The organism is Arthrobacter sp. 4R501, from assembly GCF_002929755.1.
Taxonomy (GTDB): Bacteria; Actinomycetota; Actinomycetes; order Actinomycetales; family Micrococcaceae; genus Arthrobacter.
The window spans coordinates 130,953-145,815 of the sequence record NZ_PJIW01000002.1 but is presented as its reverse complement, the minus strand read 5'-3'; the positions used below and the strand labels follow the sequence as shown (position 1 = coordinate 145,815).

Below are 14,863 nucleotides of genomic sequence, written 5' to 3'. Positions count from 1 at the left end.
AACAGGAGACAGAGACATGATTTCCACCATAGACAGCGTGCTCCTTCCCGAACGGACCGAGCCGCACCCCGCCGTCGACACCGCCGCGGCCCGGCGGGCCTACGCGCTGGACCGCGAGCACGTTTTCCACTCCTGGTCCGCCCAGGAGCTGCTGGACCCGATGGTCATCTCGGCTGCTGCGGGTTCGTATGTGTGGGACGGCGAGGGCAACCGGTACCTCGACTTCTCCTCACAGCTGGTCAACACGAACATCGGCCACCAGCACCCTGCCGTGGTTGCGGCCATAGCCGCCCAGGCGGCCAAGCTGTGCACCATCGCCCCGAGCTACGCCAACGAGGCCCGCTCCGAGGCGGCACGGCTGATCGCCGAGCGCACCCCGGGCGAGCTGAACAAGATCTTCTTCACCAACGGCGGCGCCGACGCCAACGAGCACGCCGTGCGCATGGCCCGGCTGCACACCGGTCGGCAGAAGGTCCTCTCCGCATACCGCTCGTACCACGGCGGCACGCAGCTGGCCGTCAACATCACGGGCGACCCGCGGCGCTGGGCCAATGACACCGCCAGCACCGGCACCGTGCACTTCTTCCCGCCGTACCTGTACCGCACGGCCTTCCACTCCACCACGGAAGCGGAGGAGAGCCAGCGCGCCCTGCAGCACCTCGAGCAGCTCATCGTGCTCGAAGGGGCCGCGACCATCGCGGCCCTGATGCTGGAGAGCATCCCAGGCTCGGCCGGCATCTACGTGCCTCCCGCCGGGTACATGCAGGGGGTGCGGGAACTATGCACCAAGTACGGCATCATGTTCATCGCGGACGAGGTCATGGCCGGCTTCGGCCGCACCGGCAAGTGGTTCGCCGTGGAGCACTTCGACGTCGTCCCGGACCTGCTGACCTTCGCCAAAGGCGTCAACTCCGGTTACGTTCCCTTGGGCGGCGTGGCGATCAGCCCGGAAATCGCGGCGACGTTCGCCACCAAGCCCTACCCGGGCGGCCTGACGTACTCGGGCCACCCGCTGGCCACCGCGGCAGCCGTTGCCACCATCAACGCGATGGAAAAGGAAGGCATCGTGGACCACGCAGCCGCCCTAGGTGGTGACATCATCGGCCCGGCGTTGGCCGGTTTCGCCGCACGGCACAAGTCCGTGGGCGAAGTCCGCGGCACGGGTGTCTTCTGGGCCATTGAACTGGTCAAGGACCGTGCGACGCGCGAGCCGCTGGCCCCATACGGGGCCTCCAGCCCGGAGATGAACCAGCTCATTGCCGCCTGCAGGTCCCGCGGCCTGATCCCGTTCGCGAACTTCAACCGCATCCACGTGGTCCCGCCATGCAACATCAGCGTGGAGGACCTGAAGGCCGGCCTCGCGATCCTGGACGAAGTGCTGGACATCGCAGACACCTTCGCTGTCTGAGAAACCGTATGCCGGGACCTGTGCCGATCTGACCTGAACATCGTGTTCAACGCGAAAGCGCCGGCGTCCGCAGCAGGAAAATGGGGGAAAACCTGCTGCGGACCACCGGCGCCTCGGGCAAACATCCCCATGCTTGCCGCATCACTCGCACCCTCAATGAGGTAATAACTACGTTAGGCGGCGAAGTTGTGTGCAAGCTGCAGCGAACATGGGAGTCCGCTGTGAATCGGTTTCGGCGGGTTCCCGCTTTTTCCGATTCGTTCCATCTCTGCAGCCGCCCACTCGAACTGCAATGATGGAACCATGAGCAACCGAATCGCCTTTCTGGGCTGTGGATCCATGAACGAAGCCATCCTCTCCGGCCTTCTGGCCGCCGGGACCAACCCCGCCGACGTCATAGCTACAGTCAGGCGTGCGGAACGCGCCGAGGAACTGGCGTTGCGCCACCTCGGTATTACGGCCGTCGCAGGCGAAGAGGAACCCGACAACAACAAGGACGCGGCCAAGGGATCCGCCGTCGTAATCCTTGGCGTCAAACCGGTGGGCATCGTCGACCTGGCCCGTGAAATCAGCAGCTCCCTGTCCCCGGACGCCATTGTTGTCAGCGTCGCCGCAGCCGTATCGCTGGCGCAGCTGGAAGCCGCACTGCCTCCCGGACAGCCGGTGATCCGCACCATGCCGAACACCCCTTCCAAGCTGGGCCGCGGCGTCGTTTCCGTCTCACCCGGAACCAACTGCACGCCGGAACAGCTCAAGACCGTCAAGGACATCCTGCGGGCCGCGGGCACCGTGGTGGAGGTGCCCGAGGAGCAGGTGGACGCGTTGTCGGCCATCAGCGGCTCCGGTCCCGCCTACGCGTTCTACTTGGCCGAGGCGATGGCAGCGGCGGGTGTCGAACTGGGCCTGGATCCCGAGTTGTCGCTGCTCCTGGCCCGCGAGACAGTCGCAGGCGCGGGCTTTATGCTGGCCGAGCCGGGCGCCGACCCCTCAGCCCTGCGCAAGGGCGTGACCAGCCCCAACGGCACCACCGAACGGGCCATCGCCACCTTCGACGACCGCGGCATTCCGGCCATCATCGCCGCCGGCGCCCGCGCCGCAGCGGACCGCTCGGCGGAGATCACCAGGCAGCTCGGCTGACTACGGCCGCGCCGCGAACCGTTCCAGCAGGTCCACGTGCCCGGAAACGATCAGCATGTCGCGGGCGGACACCTTGGTCTCAGGGCGGGCGTAGGTGAAGTCCTCGCCGGGAGACTTCACGCCCACGATGGTCACGCCGTACTTGGAGCGCACCTTGGACTCATCCAGCGTGAAGCCCACCGTTTCGCGCGGCGGATACATTTTTACGATGGCGAAGTCGTCGTCGAACTCGATGAAGTCCAGCATGCGGCCGGAGACCAGGTGCGCGGCGCGGACGCCGGCGTCCGCCTCGGGGTAGATCACGTGGTTCGCGCCGATCCGGGTGAGGATCTTGCCGTGCGATGGCGTGATGGCCTTGACCCAGAGGTGCTCGATGCCCAGGTCTACCAGGTTCACCGTGATCAGCACGGAGGACTCGATCGAGGTGCCCACGCCACAAACGGCGGAGCTGAACTCCTGTGCACCGAGCTGGCGCAGCGCATCAATATTGGTGGCGTCCGCCTCCACCACGTGGGTGAGGAGCGGTGCCCACTTCTGGACCAGGGACCGGTCACGCTCGATCGCGAGCACCTCGCGGCCCTGTTTCACGAGCTGCTCGGCGGTGGACGAGCCGAAGCGGCCCAGCCCGATCACCAAGACCGGCGCGTTATGGGCGGGGCGGTTGGGGGCGCCTGAGGAATTAGCCAATGATGGGCCTCTCTTCCGGGTAGTGGAACAGCTGGCTGCGCTGGCGCAGTGCCAGCCCAGCGGCAAGGGTGACGGTGCCGACGCGGCCCGCGAACATCAGGGCCGTCAGGACATAAACGCCCGACGGCGGCAGCTCGGCGCTGAGGTTGGTGCTCAGCCCCACGGTGGCGAAGGCGGAAATGGTTTCGAACAGCACCCGGTCCAGGGACGCGCCGCTGATCTGCAGCAACAGGAAGGCTGAGACGGAGACCAGGGTGGCGCCGGCAACGATCACTGAGATAGCCACTCGCATGGTCCCCTGCGGGATGGTGCGGCCGTACACCTTCACGTCGGAGTCGCCGCGGGCCTCCGCGGCGATGGCGAGGAACATTACGGCGATGGTGGTCACCTTGATGCCGCCCGCCGTCGACGCCGAACCGCCGCCGGCGAACATAAGGGCGTCGGTGAGCAGCATGGTGGTGGATTCCATGTGGTTCTGGTCCACCAGGTTGAACCCGCCGGACCTCGTCATAACGGACGCAAACAACGAGTGGGTGATCTTGTCGCCGAGGTCCATGTGGGCGATGGTCCGCACGTTGTCCCACTCCATCAGCGCCCACAGCACGGTGCCGGCGGCCAGCAGGATGAAGGACACCTGGATGGTGAGCTTGGTGTGCAGGTTCCACATTTTCCAGTTGAGCCCGTTCTGCTGCAGGACCATCACCACGGGGAAACCCAGGCTACCCAGGAACACGCCGAGCATCAGCGGGATGAGGATCCACAGGTCGGTCTCGTAGGGCACAATCCCGTCCGAATGAGGCGTGAAGCCGGCGTTGTTGAACGAGGAAATGGAGTAGAAGACTCCGTGCCACACCGACTGCCAGAAGGGCTCGCCCAGCGTCATAAACCGGGGGACCAGGGCCAGTGCCAGCACGCCCTCGATCACCACGGAGGTCACGATGACGATCCGCAGCAGCGTACCCACTTCACCGAGCCGACCGGCGTTGTTCATGGCCTCCTGCGCGATGAGCTTGCCGCGGACGCCAAGCTTCTTGCTCACCATGAGGGCCAGCAGCGACGCGAGCGTCAGGGTTCCCAAACCGCCCACGAAGATGCCGATCAGGATGACCAGCTGGCCGAAGAAGGACCAGTGCACCGCCGTCGAAACAACCGTCAGGCCGGTCACGCAGACGGCGGAGACCGCAGTGAACAGGGCCTGGTGTATCGGAGTGGCCGCACCGGTGGCGGAGGAGACGGGCAGGGAGAGGACGAAAGTGAAGACCAGACAGACCGCCCCGAAGGCGCTCAGGGCAAGCCGGGCGGGCGACGTATTGGCAATATCGTCAACGAAGTCGCGTACGCGGGTGAAGATCCAGAGACCTTCGCGCTCCGGTGCGGCGGGGTGCCAGCTGGCCGGGTTCCGGGGCCTCGACTGGCGTTGCGTCATGGGGGGGGGCTTTTCCTCGGTTGAAACTGTTTCCTCCAGTAGTAAACCACTAATGCCCGCGTAATGGCCGGGCTGGGGCAGTGGCGTCCTCCGGTAGCCTGTCATTGATGACATTCCTGCCCGGTCTCAGCCAGCCCGCGCCACCGACGATGGTGGTGTGGAATTCAGCCATGACGGCCTACAATTTCGGCCCGGGCCACCCCATGGCGCCGGCACGGCTGGACCTGACGGCCCGGCTTTCCCGCAGCCTCGGCCTGTTGGACCTTGCGCATGTGTCCGTGGAGGCTCCGGAGGTTGCGTCCGATGCCGAACTGGAAACGGTTCACTCGCCTGAGTTTGTGGCTGCGGTCCGCCGGGTCAGCGACGACCCGACCTCGCCGGATGAAGCCCGCGGACTGGGCACCGACGACGATCCGTCCTTCGCCGGCATGCATGATGCCGCCGCGAGGCTTGCAGGAGGATCTTTGGTCGCCGCGTCCGCCATCCTGGACGGATCCGCGCTCCACGCCGTGAACTTCGGCGGGGGCATGCACCACGCCGCCCGTGACCGCGCCAGCGGCTTCTGCATCTACAACGACTCCGCCCTGGCCGTCCAGAGACTGCTCGACGGCGGCATCAGCCGCGTGGCGTACATCGACGTCGATGCGCACCATGGGGACGGGACGGAAAGCATCTTCTGGGACGACCCCCGGGTCCTGACCATTTCGCTGCATGAAAGCGGACTCACGCTTTTCCCCGGGACCGGATTCGCGAACGAGATCGGCGGTCCGCAGGCTGAGGGCAGCGCCGTCAATGTTGCCCTGCCGTCGGGCACCGGCGACGCCGGCTGGCTGCGGGCATTCCACGCCGTGGTGCCGCAGCTCGTGGGCGCGTTCCAGCCCGAAGTCATCGTCAGCCAGCACGGCTGCGACTCGCACCGGCGTGACCCTCTGGCCCACCTGAACATCAGCGTGGACGGCCAGCGCGAGGCGTCCACCGCCGTCGGGAATCTCGCCGCCCGGCACTGCGAGGGCCGCTGGATCGCCACCGGCGGCGGCGGGTACAGCGTCACCGACGTGGTTCCGCGCTCCTGGAGCCACCTGATCGCCATCGCCGCCGGGCGTCCCGTTCCGCTCAGGACCCCGGTGCCGGAGGACTGGCGCGCGTATGTTTCGGAGAAGTTCGGCATGGACACACCGGGCCTGATGGGCGACGACGTGGAGCTCTGGTGGCGGTCCTGGGAAGTGGGCTTTGACCCCAACGACGCCGTGGACCGCACAGTGATGGCCACCCGCAAAGCGGTTTTTCCGCTGCACGGCCTTGATCCCTGGTTCGACTGATCCTTCTTCGACCCCGTGGGGCGGTCACGGGCGAAATAGTTGATGCCCGGCGGCGTATATGTCGCTAGGGTGGGAGTCATGGTGACAGACGACGTATTTGCCGTCATTGCGGAAGCAACCCGGCGCGACATTTTGGTATCCCTGCGCGCCGGGGACAAGGCAGTGGGTGAGCTCGTGGAAGAACTTTCCGCAAGCCAGCCCACCATTTCCAAGCACCTGAAAGTCCTCCGTGAGGCGCAGCTGGTCAGCATGCGGGCGCAGGGCCAGAAGCGCTATTACGCGCTGAACCCCAAACCGCTGGAGGGGATCGCCAGCTGGCTGGAGACGTTCGACGTCGGCCCGGTGGCCGCCGTCGCCAAGCCACCTCGCGCGGAGGCGGACGCGGGCACCGAGCGAGCCGTGGCTACCCCGCTGTCGGACAACGTGGCCGTTGCCGCCGTCCTCGAGCGCCCGGGCGCCGAACTGAGCCCCGCCGTCGTGATTCCCGGCGGCACGGTGGCCCCGCTCAGCGACGACACCGTCCCGCAGCAGATCGGCCGCACCGTGGGCCGCGCCGCCACGAAGGCCGCGGACCTGCTGGCAAACCTCCCGAATCTCCCCAAGTTCGGCCGCAAAAAGTAGCCCTAACCCACCGGTGATCGAGCCTGTCGAGATCCAGGTTTCGCTCCCCAGCCGCTCCCTCACCTCGCAAGCTCGGTCAGGGGACCCTGCGGCCGTGGGCCCGGCTCAACCACCAGACGCGCGTTACTTGTTGAGCAGGTGCACGTGGTCCGGGGTCAGCTCGGAGATCTTGCTGACGCCCAGCAGCGCCATGGTGCGGGCCATGTCCTTCTCAAGGATCTGCAGGGTGCGGTCCACACCGGCCCGGCCGCCGGCCATCAGGCCGTACAGGTACGCACGGCCAATCAGCGTGAAGTCCGCGCCCAGGGCCAGCGCGGCGATGATGTCGGCGCCGCTCATGATGCCGGTGTCCAGCATGATGGCCGCGTCCGAGTTGTCCTTGGTGAAGGCTTCCTTGACGCCGGGCAGCAGGTGGAACGGGATCGGTGCGCGGTCCAGCTGGCGGCCGCCGTGGTTGGAGAGCACCACGCCGTCGGCGCCGTGGTCCACCACCTTGCGGGCGTCCTCAACGGTCTGGATGCCCTTGACCACGAGCTTGCCCTTCCAGGTTTCGCGCAGCCAGTCCAGGTCCTCGAAGGTCAGGGTGGGGTCGAACATCGAGTTGATGAGGTCGGCGACGGTTCCGGTGTAGCGGGACAGCGAGGCAAAGGTCAGCGGCTCGTGCGTGAGGAAGTTGAACCACCAGGCCGGGCGGTAGGACGCATCCAGCACGGTCTTGATAGTCAGTGCCGGCGGGATGGTCATGCCGTTGCGGACGTCGCGGAGGCGGGCGCCGGCGACGGCGGTGTCCACGGTGACCATGAGCGTATCGTTGCCGGCCTTGGCGGCGCGCTCGATCAGTTCCAGCGAGCGGTCGCGGTCCGTCCACAGATACAGCTGGAACCAGTTGCGGCCGTTCGGGGCGGCGGCGGCAACGTCCTCGATGGACGCGGTGCCCATGGTGGAAAGGGTGTACGGAATGCCGGCGGCCTCTGCTGCCTGCGAGCCGGCGTATTCACCTTCGGACTGCATCATGCGGGTGAAGCCGGTGGGGGCGATGCCCACGGGAAGCCGGGACGGCTTGCCCAGGATGTTGGTGCTGAGCTCGATGCTGGAGACGTTGCGCAGGATGCCGGGCCGGAACTCGATGTCCAGGAAGGCCTCGCGGGCGCGGCGCAGGGTGATCTCGCCCTCGGCGGCGCCGTCCGTGTAGTCGAACGGGGCCTGCGGGGTGCGTCGCTTGGCCATGTCCCGCAGGTCCCAGATGGTGCTGGCACGCTTGAGCCGGGCTTCCTTGCTGAACTCGGGCTTCTTGAACTGCATCAGCGGGGCCAAGTCCGAGTACTTGGGGATGCGGCGCTTCAGCGCGGCCGGCACCGCCGAAGCTGCAGACCTAGGCGCCGTGGCGGCCGGGACGTCCGTGGCCAGCGTGACCTCGGGGTTGTTCGGCTGGATGGTGTGGGTCATGGCTGCCTCCGTTGGTGGGCCTCGCGCAGGGGATCGGGCTGTGGTCTAACCACACTCTAGGCCATGTGGTCCAACCACATCAACTACGATAGCGATATGCGTACGCACCAACTTGTCCTGACGTGGATCGAAAAGCAGCTCTCCGACGGACAGCTGAGCGTGGGCGGACGCCTGCCCGCGGAACGGACACTCGCCGAGCAGCTGGCGGTTTCCAGGACGTCGGTGCGCGAGGCCATCCGCATCCTGGAGGCCATGGGCGTGGTCCGGGCCGGGGTTGGCTCCGGCCCAGAAGCGGGGACGGTGGTGATATCGGATCCGACGGCGGCGCTCGGCTCCGCGTTACGGCTCCACGTTGCCACGCAGCATCTGCCCGTGTCCGACATCGTGGAAACGCGCATCCTGCTGGAGACCTGGGCGGCTGCACGGGCCAAGCCCGACGCTCCGGAGCTGGACCTGGCCGCCACGCTCCTGGGTGAGATGGACGCCGTCGAACGCGTTGCCCGGACGGCGGATGACTTCCTGGCGCTGGATATCCGGTTCCATCTGGCCCTGGCGGACGCCGCCGGCAATGCCGTGGTCAGCGCCATGATGGGCTCGCTGCGCGAATCCATCCAGGGCTACACCGCCCGGTTTACGGCCAATCTCCCGGACTGGGATGCCACGGCGTCGCGCCTGCAGGCGGAGCACCGGGAGATTCTGGCCGCCATCAGGAACGACGACGGCGCGCGCGCGGCAGCGCTGGTGGCTGCCCACATCGAGGGGTACTACCGCGAGGGCGGGGTCGGGCGCCCGGCGGCCGAGGTCGAGCCCCAGTAGACGAGTTTTTGTCCAGACATCGCTTGGCAAAGAGGGGTGGCGGGCGATTGGGTCGCTTTATCTGGACAAAAACTCCGTGGATCCGGCGGAGGGAATCGCGGCGACTCAGCCGTGGGCCGCAGTGCGTGGCGCCTTGGCGGGCCCGCTGCTGGCCCGGATTTCCAGTCGCGGCTGGTACCGGCTGCCCGGGGCGTTGTGGTCTTCCTTGCGGATGAGTGCCCGCAGTTCACGCCAGGCCTGGCCGCCGAGCTCGGCAATGGGAACCGCGGCGGTGGTCAGGGTGGGTGTGGTGTAGCGGGCGAACGGGATGTCGTCGAAGCCGGTGACGGAGATGTCGCCCGGAACGTCCACGCCGCGTTCGTGCAGGCCGCTCATCAGGCCCATGGCCACGAGGTCGTTGAAAGCCAGGATGCCGGTGGCGCCGCTGGCCAGGACCGAGTCCACTGCCCCGTGGCCGGTGTCGAAGTCCGAGCCGCCGTCGAGCATGGTGACGTCCACCTGCGGGTGCCGGGTTTTGAACGCTTCCAGGCCCTCGAGCCGGAGGCCGTTGGAGGCGCTGCCTGCCGGGCCGGCCAGGAAGGCCAGGCGTGTATGGCCGAGGCCCACCAGGTACTCGGCGAGGTCCTGGACCCCCTGCCCGTAGTCCACCACGAGACTGGGAATCCCGGCAGCCGCCGTCGTCCGGTTGATCAGGACGAGCGGGTGCAGCGACGGCGCGATTTCCTCGAGCTCGGCGTCGCTCATGCGCGGGGCGCAGAGCACCAGGCCGTCGCAGCGCCGGCGGGCCTCGCCGGCCAGGATGGCTTCCTCGCTGGAGACTTCGAAGGAATCGGCAATCAGGACGCGGTAGCCGTCCTCCGCCGCGGCCCGGCTCAAGCCGCGCAGGATCGCCTGGAAGGTGGGGTTGGCGAGGTCGGGCACCACAATGCCGATGGTGTCCGTCTTGCCCAGCGCGAGGCTGCGCCCCACGGGATTGGGTTGGTATTTGAGCTCGACGGCGGCCGCCCGCACCCGTGCTGCGATGTCCGGGTCCACGGTGAAGTTGCCGTTCATGACGCGCGAAACAGTGGCGTGCGAAACCCCTGCCTTCACCGCAACGTCCGCAATGCCGATCCTGCCGGTTGCCGATTTCCTGGCCATGGCCCTGCCTTTCGTAAGTCCCGGTCCCCGTGATTACCGGTGCCCGTGGGACAGCATACAACGCTGTCGGAAACCGGTTTCCATTCGTTCGGCGCGCCGGATGAGGGCTGTGCCGCCGCAGAAACAGGCCTTTCCATCAGAAAGCGCTTTCTCTTAGAGAGGATAAGGGTTGACGGGACCGCGCGTCTATTGATAGAAATCATGTAGCGGCACGGAGAAAACGCTTTCTCGCCGGCCGCGGCGACTTCCGGGCCCCGGTCCAGAGCAGCACAGGTTCCAAGCACTACAGTCCAGAGCACCACAGTCCAGCGCACCACCCGCGGCCGCAGCACGGCCGAGTATTGAAGCCTTCGAAAGGGACCCTCATGGTCAACACAGCCGAATCGAGTTCTGCTACCGCTGCCTTCACTTCAGCGCCGGAGCCAGGCACAAGTACCAGGGCCCGCATCGCCCTCATCGGCACCGGTGGCCGCTCCGAGATGTACATCCGGGCCATCTTCGGCAAGCACGCTGATACCGCGGAACTGGTGGCCTTCTCCGACGTGAACCCCGGCCGCGTCGAGTTCTACCAGAAGCTCATCCAGGAACTCGGTGCGCCCGGACCCGTCGCTTCCTTTGACCCCGCAGACCTCACCGCCTACATCCAGGCCAACAACATCGACCGCGTTGTGGTGACCACGCCGGACTACACCCACGCGGACTACATCGTGGAGGCACTCGAGGCGGGCGCCGACGTCGTGGTCGAAAAACCCCTCACTATCGACGCCGAAGGCTGCCGCCGCATCACCAAGGCCGTGGCAGAAACCGGCCGCAACGTGGTGGTCACCTTCAACTACCGCTACTCACCCCGCAACAGTGCCCTCAAGGAAATCATCCAGAGCGGCGTGATCGGCAAGGTCACCTCCATCGACTTCAGCTGGGTCCTGGACACCGTCCACGGCGCCGACTACTTCCGCCGCTGGCACCGCGAAAAGAAGAACTCCGGCGGCCTGCTGATCCACAAGGCCTCGCACCACTTCGACCTGGTCAACTGGTGGATCAACGACGTCCCGGAGCGTGTCTTCGCATCCGGCGGCCTCAAGTTCTATGGCGACAAGAACGCCGCCGAGCGGGGCCTGGGGCCCCGTCCGGAGCGTGGAACGCCCGACGCCGAAACCCCCGTCATCGGGGACAAAACAGCCGCAAAGGATCCGTTCGCGCTGGACCTGCGTGAGGATGAGCGCCTGAAGGCCCTCTTCCTGGATAACGAGCACTACGACGGCTACCGCCGCGACCAGGACGTCTTCACGGGCGGCATCACCATCGAGGACAATCTGGCACTCGTGGTGGAGTACCAGGGCGGCTCGCGCCTGAGCTACTCCCTGAACGCCCACAGCCCGTGGGAAGGCTACCGCGTGGCCGTCAACGGCACCGAAGGCCGGGCCGAACTCGAAGTGGTGGAGCGCGCCGCCGTCCTGAACAGCACGGACAAGAAGACAGTGGTTGACCCGAGTGCCACCCCCATCGAGGAGGAAGACGCCGTCCGCCGCAACGGCGAACGCCTGGTGGTCCAGCGCCACTGGGAAGCTGCCTACGAAGTGCCCATCCTTAACGGCGAAGGCGGCCACGGCGGCGGCGACGACCTGCTCCTCTCCGACCTCTTCAACGGTCCCGGCGAGGACCCGCTGGGCCGTCCATCCGGCTACCTCGACGGCCTCCGCTCCGTGTCCGTGGGCATTGCCGGCAACCTTTCGCTGGAGTCCTCCCTTCCCGTCCGCATCGAGGATCTCCACCTCGGCGCAGACCTTCGCCGCGACGCCTAGTCCGCCCGAAATCCTAAAGGAACCAACATGAGCAGGATCTTTGTCACCGGCGGCTCCGGCCGCCTGGGCCGCAGCGTGGTTGCCGGGCTTGCGGAAGCCGGCCACGAGGTCATCTCGGTGGACCGCGACGCGATCCCGGCGGACCAGCTGCCGGCCGGCGTTGTGCAGGAAACCGGCGATCTGCTGGCCCCGGGCGAGGCTTTGCGCCTCCTCCGGGAGACCATGCCCGACGCCGTCATCCACCTTGCAGCGATCGCCGTTCCGTTCAGCGCGCCGGAGGACGTCATCTTCGCCACCAACACCCGCATGGCCTTCGCTGTCATCAGCGCGGCCACCGAACTGGGGATCGGCAAGATCGTCACGGCGAGCAGCCCCACGGTGCTGGGCTACGGCTGCCCGGCCGGCTGGCTGCCGGACAGCTTCCCGCTGGATGAGCGCACGGTGCCAAAGCCCTGGAACGCCTACGCGCTGTCCAAGCTGATCGCCGAACAGACCGTGCAGATGTTTGCCGCGGCCAAGGGGGAGAAGATCCGCTACGCCGCCTTCCGCCCGTGCTACGTCATCTCACCGGAGGAATGGGACGGCGCGCCCACACAGCAGGGCCACACTCTGGCCGAACGCCTGGCCGATCCGGCCCTGTCCGCGCCAGCACTGTTCAACTACGTGGACGCCCGCGATGTGGCCGACTTCCTGGACGTGCTCCTGCAGAAAATGGACAGCATCCCGAACGGCGAGACCTTCTTTGTCGGAGCCGCGGATGCCCTGGCCACGACACCGCTGGCCGAGCTGATGCCCCGCTTCCTGCCCGGCAGCCAGGCCCTGGCCGCCGGCCTGACCGGCACCAGCCCCGCCTTCTCCATCGCGAAGGCCCGTGACCTGCTGGGCTGGGAACCCAAGCGCAGCTGGCGGACCGAACTGAAGACAACCAACCACCTCAACGACGAGACATCCGCCCGGCTGGTAAGCGCCGGCAGCGGTGCCAAGGAGACATCATGAAATTCGACGGCGTTTTGTTCTTTCCCGTCACCCCGTTCACGCCGGAAGGCACCGTGGATGTGGAGCTCCTCAAGGAGCACATCGGCTCGCGGCTGCCGTTCGGACCCGGCGCCGTGTTTCCTGCCTGCGGCACCGGCGAATTCCACGCCCTGAGCATCGACGAGGTGCGCACCGTGGTGACCGCCGCCGTCGAGGTTGTGGCAGGGAAGGTTCCGGTGGTGGCCGGAGCCGGCGGGCCGCTGGGGCACGCCCTTGCTGCCGCCCGTGTTGCCGAGGAAGCCGGCGCCGATGCACTCCTGGTTCTGCCGCCGTACCTGGTCACCGGCCCCACCGACGGTTTGGTGGCGTACATCGAGGCAGTGGCGGACGCCAGCAGCCTCCCGGTGATCGTGTACCACCGCGGCAACGCCAAGTTCACAGCCGCCTCCATGGTCCGCCTCGCCGCTAACCCCAAGGTGATCGGCCTCAAGGACGGGCTGGGCGATGTGGGCCTGGCCCAGGAGATTGTGTCCGCGGTCCGCGCTACGGGGCGTGAGGACTTCGCGTTCTTCAACGGGCTCCTGACGGCCGAACTGACCCAGGGCGCTTACCGGGGCCTGGGCATTCCGCTCTACTCCTCGGCGGCATTCGCCATGGCACCGGAAATCGCCAAGGCATACTACGACGCGTACATGGCCGGCGATGAGGACCGCCGCAACGCCCTGCTGGAGGGCTTCTACGCTCCGTTGGTGCGGCTCCGGGACCAGACCCCCGGCTTCGGCGTCTCGTTGGTCAAGGCCGGCCTGCGGCTGGGCGGACTTCCTGTTGGCCCGGTCCGGCCGCCGCTGGTGGACCCCACCGAGGACCAGCTGCTCCAGCTGAAGTCCATCCTGGCCAAGGGCTACGAGCTGGCCGGCCGCTGATGAGTGCGCCGGCGCTCGAAGCCGTCCGGACCGTTCCGCTCATTACCGGTCTGACCACCCGCCTCTTGACTGTCCCGCTGCGCCGCAGCTGGGGAGTGGAGGCACCGGAAAACCACGTGATCGTCACGGAGATCCAGACGGACGACGGCGGCGCGGGGCACGGTTTTTCGTGGACGCCCACCATCGGCCCGCAGGCCGTTAAAGCGCTCCTCGACTACGACATCGCACCTTTCATTGCGGGGCTGCCCGCCAATCCGGAGACGGTATGGGACGCGTTGTGGAAGCGGCTGCACGAGGCCGGAGGCGGGGGACTGACCACCATCGCCATGGCCGGCGTCGACCTTGCCCTCTGGGACCTCCAGGCACGCCGTGCCGCTACGTCGGTCACGGGCCTGCTGGGCCAGCGGCACGAGTCCGCGGAGGTGTACGGCTCGGGTGTGAACCTCCAGTACACGCTGGAGGAGCTGGTGGCACAGACGGAGCGCTGGATCGCCGCGGGCCACCGGGCGGTCAAGATCAAGGTGGGCAAGCCCGATATCCGCGAGGACGCCGAGCGCGTCGCCGCAGTCCGCTCCGTCCTCGGACTGGACCGGAAGCTTATGATCGATGCCAACCAGCGGTGGGACCTGCCCACTACGTTCAAGGCCCTGGACGTGCTCGCGGAGTACGGGCTGGAATGGCTCGAGGAGCCCCTCCGCGCGGACGACCTCTGGGCGTACCGCAGGCTGCGGAAGCATTCACCGGTGCCCATCGCCCTGGGCGAAAACCTGCACACGATCTACCGTTTCCGCGATTTTATTGAGGCGGAGGCTGTGGACATCATCCAGCCGAACATCATCCGCGTCGGCGGCATCACGCCGTTCCGGCGGATCGTGGAGCTGGCCCGGACCAACAGCATCCGCGTGATGCCGCACCTGCTGCCGGAGCTGTCCGGACAGCTCGCCCTTACCCTGGCCGAGCCCACCCTGGTGGAGGACGTGGAAGACGCGTCCTTCGAACAGCTGGGCATCCTGGCCGGGCCCGCGCCGGTCCGCTTCAGCAACAGCCGCCTCACGCTAACGGACCAGCCGGGACTTGGCTTCCGGTTCACCGAGAACCCGCAGGGCTGACAGCTTGCAATCACGACTGACCGCAGACACAACACCTCCCGACGAAATTCAGGT

The 14,863-nt window shown here is 67.0% G+C and carries 13 protein-coding genes; 9 read left to right on the top strand and 4 right to left on the bottom strand.

What is annotated here, in order from left to right:
• The first annotated feature begins 16 nt into the window (after positions 1–16).
• Both CXR02_RS02190 and proC read left to right on the top strand, forming a co-directional pair.
• Positions 17–1,408, top strand: coding sequence for an aspartate aminotransferase family protein (locus tag CXR02_RS02190; protein WP_104060501.1), 1,392 nt, complete (start codon positions 17–19; stop codon positions 1,406–1,408).
• A gap of 303 nt (positions 1,409–1,711) precedes the next feature.
• A complete protein-coding gene (gene proC / locus CXR02_RS02185; RefSeq protein ID WP_104060500.1) occupies positions 1,712–2,545 on the top strand; it encodes a pyrroline-5-carboxylate reductase in 834 nt (277 codons plus the stop codon).
• Here proC and CXR02_RS02180 read toward each other — a convergent pair whose 3' ends face one another.
• Entirely contained in the window at positions 2,546–3,232 is a 687-nt protein-coding gene (locus tag CXR02_RS02180; protein ID WP_104060499.1) for a TrkA family potassium uptake protein, read from the bottom strand.
• Positions 3,225–4,658 carry a TrkH family potassium uptake protein gene (locus CXR02_RS02175; protein WP_104060498.1) on the bottom strand — a complete coding sequence of 478 codons (1,434 nt, stop codon included), beginning with the start codon at positions 4,656–4,658 and terminating at the stop codon, positions 3,225–3,227. Before CXR02_RS02175 ends, CXR02_RS02180 begins: the two co-directional genes overlap by 8 nt.
• A gap of 107 nt (positions 4,659–4,765) precedes the next feature.
• On the opposite strand from CXR02_RS02175, the gene CXR02_RS02170 reads away from it, so the two are divergent.
• The gene (locus CXR02_RS02170) at positions 4,766–5,977 is read left to right on the top strand and encodes an acetoin utilization protein AcuC (RefSeq protein WP_104060497.1); all 1,212 of its coding nucleotides are present in this window, start codon (positions 4,766–4,768) and stop codon (positions 5,975–5,977) included.
• A gap of 78 nt (positions 5,978–6,055) precedes the next feature.
• Positions 6,056–6,598: a helix-turn-helix transcriptional regulator gene (locus CXR02_RS02165; protein WP_104060496.1), complete on the top strand. Its 543-nt coding sequence runs from the start codon at positions 6,056–6,058 to the stop codon at positions 6,596–6,598.
• A 123-nt stretch (positions 6,599–6,721) separates the two neighbouring features.
• Here the strand turns inward: CXR02_RS02165 and CXR02_RS02160 are convergent, their stop codons facing one another.
• Entirely contained in the window at positions 6,722–8,044 is a 1,323-nt protein-coding gene (locus CXR02_RS02160; RefSeq protein WP_104060495.1) for an alpha-hydroxy acid oxidase, read from the bottom strand.
• A gap of 96 nt (positions 8,045–8,140) precedes the next feature.
• Here CXR02_RS02160 and CXR02_RS02155 point away from each other — a divergent pair, with 96 nt between their 5' ends.
• On the top strand, positions 8,141–8,860 hold the full coding sequence (locus CXR02_RS02155; protein WP_104060645.1) for a FadR/GntR family transcriptional regulator: 720 nt from the start codon (positions 8,141–8,143) through the stop codon (positions 8,858–8,860).
• A gap of 105 nt (positions 8,861–8,965) precedes the next feature.
• Here the strand turns inward: CXR02_RS02155 and CXR02_RS02150 are convergent, their stop codons facing one another.
• Entirely contained in the window at positions 8,966–10,000 is a 1,035-nt protein-coding gene (locus CXR02_RS02150) for a LacI family DNA-binding transcriptional regulator (RefSeq protein ID WP_104060494.1), read from the bottom strand.
• A gap of 365 nt (positions 10,001–10,365) precedes the next feature.
• On the opposite strand from CXR02_RS02150, the gene CXR02_RS02145 reads away from it, so the two are divergent.
• Genes CXR02_RS02145 through CXR02_RS02130 form a run of 4 tightly spaced genes read left to right on the top strand, consistent with a single transcriptional unit; the run spans position 10,366 to position 14,809 of the window.
• Positions 10,366–11,802, top strand: a complete 1,437-nt coding sequence (locus tag CXR02_RS02145; RefSeq protein ID WP_104060493.1) for a Gfo/Idh/MocA family oxidoreductase — start codon at positions 10,366–10,368, stop codon at positions 11,800–11,802.
• A gap of 27 nt (positions 11,803–11,829) precedes the next feature.
• Complete coding sequence (locus CXR02_RS02140) at positions 11,830–12,798, top strand: NAD(P)-dependent oxidoreductase (protein ID WP_104060492.1); 969 nt, start codon at positions 11,830–11,832, stop codon at positions 12,796–12,798.
• Positions 12,795–13,700: a 5-dehydro-4-deoxyglucarate dehydratase gene (locus CXR02_RS02135; RefSeq protein ID WP_104060491.1), complete on the top strand. Its 906-nt coding sequence runs from the start codon at positions 12,795–12,797 to the stop codon at positions 13,698–13,700. Before CXR02_RS02140 ends, CXR02_RS02135 begins: the two co-directional genes overlap by 4 nt.
• A complete protein-coding gene (locus tag CXR02_RS02130) occupies positions 13,700–14,809 on the top strand; it encodes a mandelate racemase/muconate lactonizing enzyme family protein (RefSeq protein WP_104060490.1) in 1,110 nt (369 codons plus the stop codon). The genes CXR02_RS02135 and CXR02_RS02130 overlap by 1 nt, the downstream gene beginning before the upstream one ends.
• The last annotated feature ends 54 nt before the right edge of the window (positions 14,810–14,863 follow it).

What these genes read in the sequence shown, in the direction of transcription:
- CXR02_RS02190 (WP_104060501.1), top strand. Translation starts at nt 17, where the DNA reads ATGATTTCCACCATAGACAGCGTGCTCCTTCCCGAACGGACCGAGCCG.
- proC (WP_104060500.1), top strand. Translation starts at nt 1,712, where the DNA reads ATGAGCAACCGAATCGCCTTTCTGGGCTGTGGATCCATGAACGAAGCC.
- CXR02_RS02175 (WP_104060498.1), bottom strand. Translation starts at nt 4,658, where the DNA reads ATGACGCAACGCCAGTCGAGGCCCCGGAACCCGGCCAGCTGGCACCCC.
- CXR02_RS02170 (WP_104060497.1), top strand. Translation starts at nt 4,766, where the DNA reads ATGACATTCCTGCCCGGTCTCAGCCAGCCCGCGCCACCGACGATGGTG.
- CXR02_RS02165 (WP_104060496.1), top strand. Translation starts at nt 6,056, where the DNA reads ATGGTGACAGACGACGTATTTGCCGTCATTGCGGAAGCAACCCGGCGC.
- CXR02_RS02160 (WP_104060495.1), bottom strand. Translation starts at nt 8,044, where the DNA reads ATGACCCACACCATCCAGCCGAACAACCCCGAGGTCACGCTGGCCACG.
- CXR02_RS02155 (WP_104060645.1), top strand. Translation starts at nt 8,141, where the DNA reads ATGCGTACGCACCAACTTGTCCTGACGTGGATCGAAAAGCAGCTCTCC.
- CXR02_RS02150 (WP_104060494.1), bottom strand. Translation starts at nt 10,000, where the DNA reads ATGGCCAGGAAATCGGCAACCGGCAGGATCGGCATTGCGGACGTTGCG.
- CXR02_RS02145 (WP_104060493.1), top strand. Translation starts at nt 10,366, where the DNA reads ATGGTCAACACAGCCGAATCGAGTTCTGCTACCGCTGCCTTCACTTCA.
- CXR02_RS02140 (WP_104060492.1), top strand. Translation starts at nt 11,830, where the DNA reads ATGAGCAGGATCTTTGTCACCGGCGGCTCCGGCCGCCTGGGCCGCAGC.
- CXR02_RS02135 (WP_104060491.1), top strand. Translation starts at nt 12,795, where the DNA reads ATGAAATTCGACGGCGTTTTGTTCTTTCCCGTCACCCCGTTCACGCCG.
- CXR02_RS02130 (WP_104060490.1), top strand. Translation starts at nt 13,700, where the DNA reads ATGAGTGCGCCGGCGCTCGAAGCCGTCCGGACCGTTCCGCTCATTACC.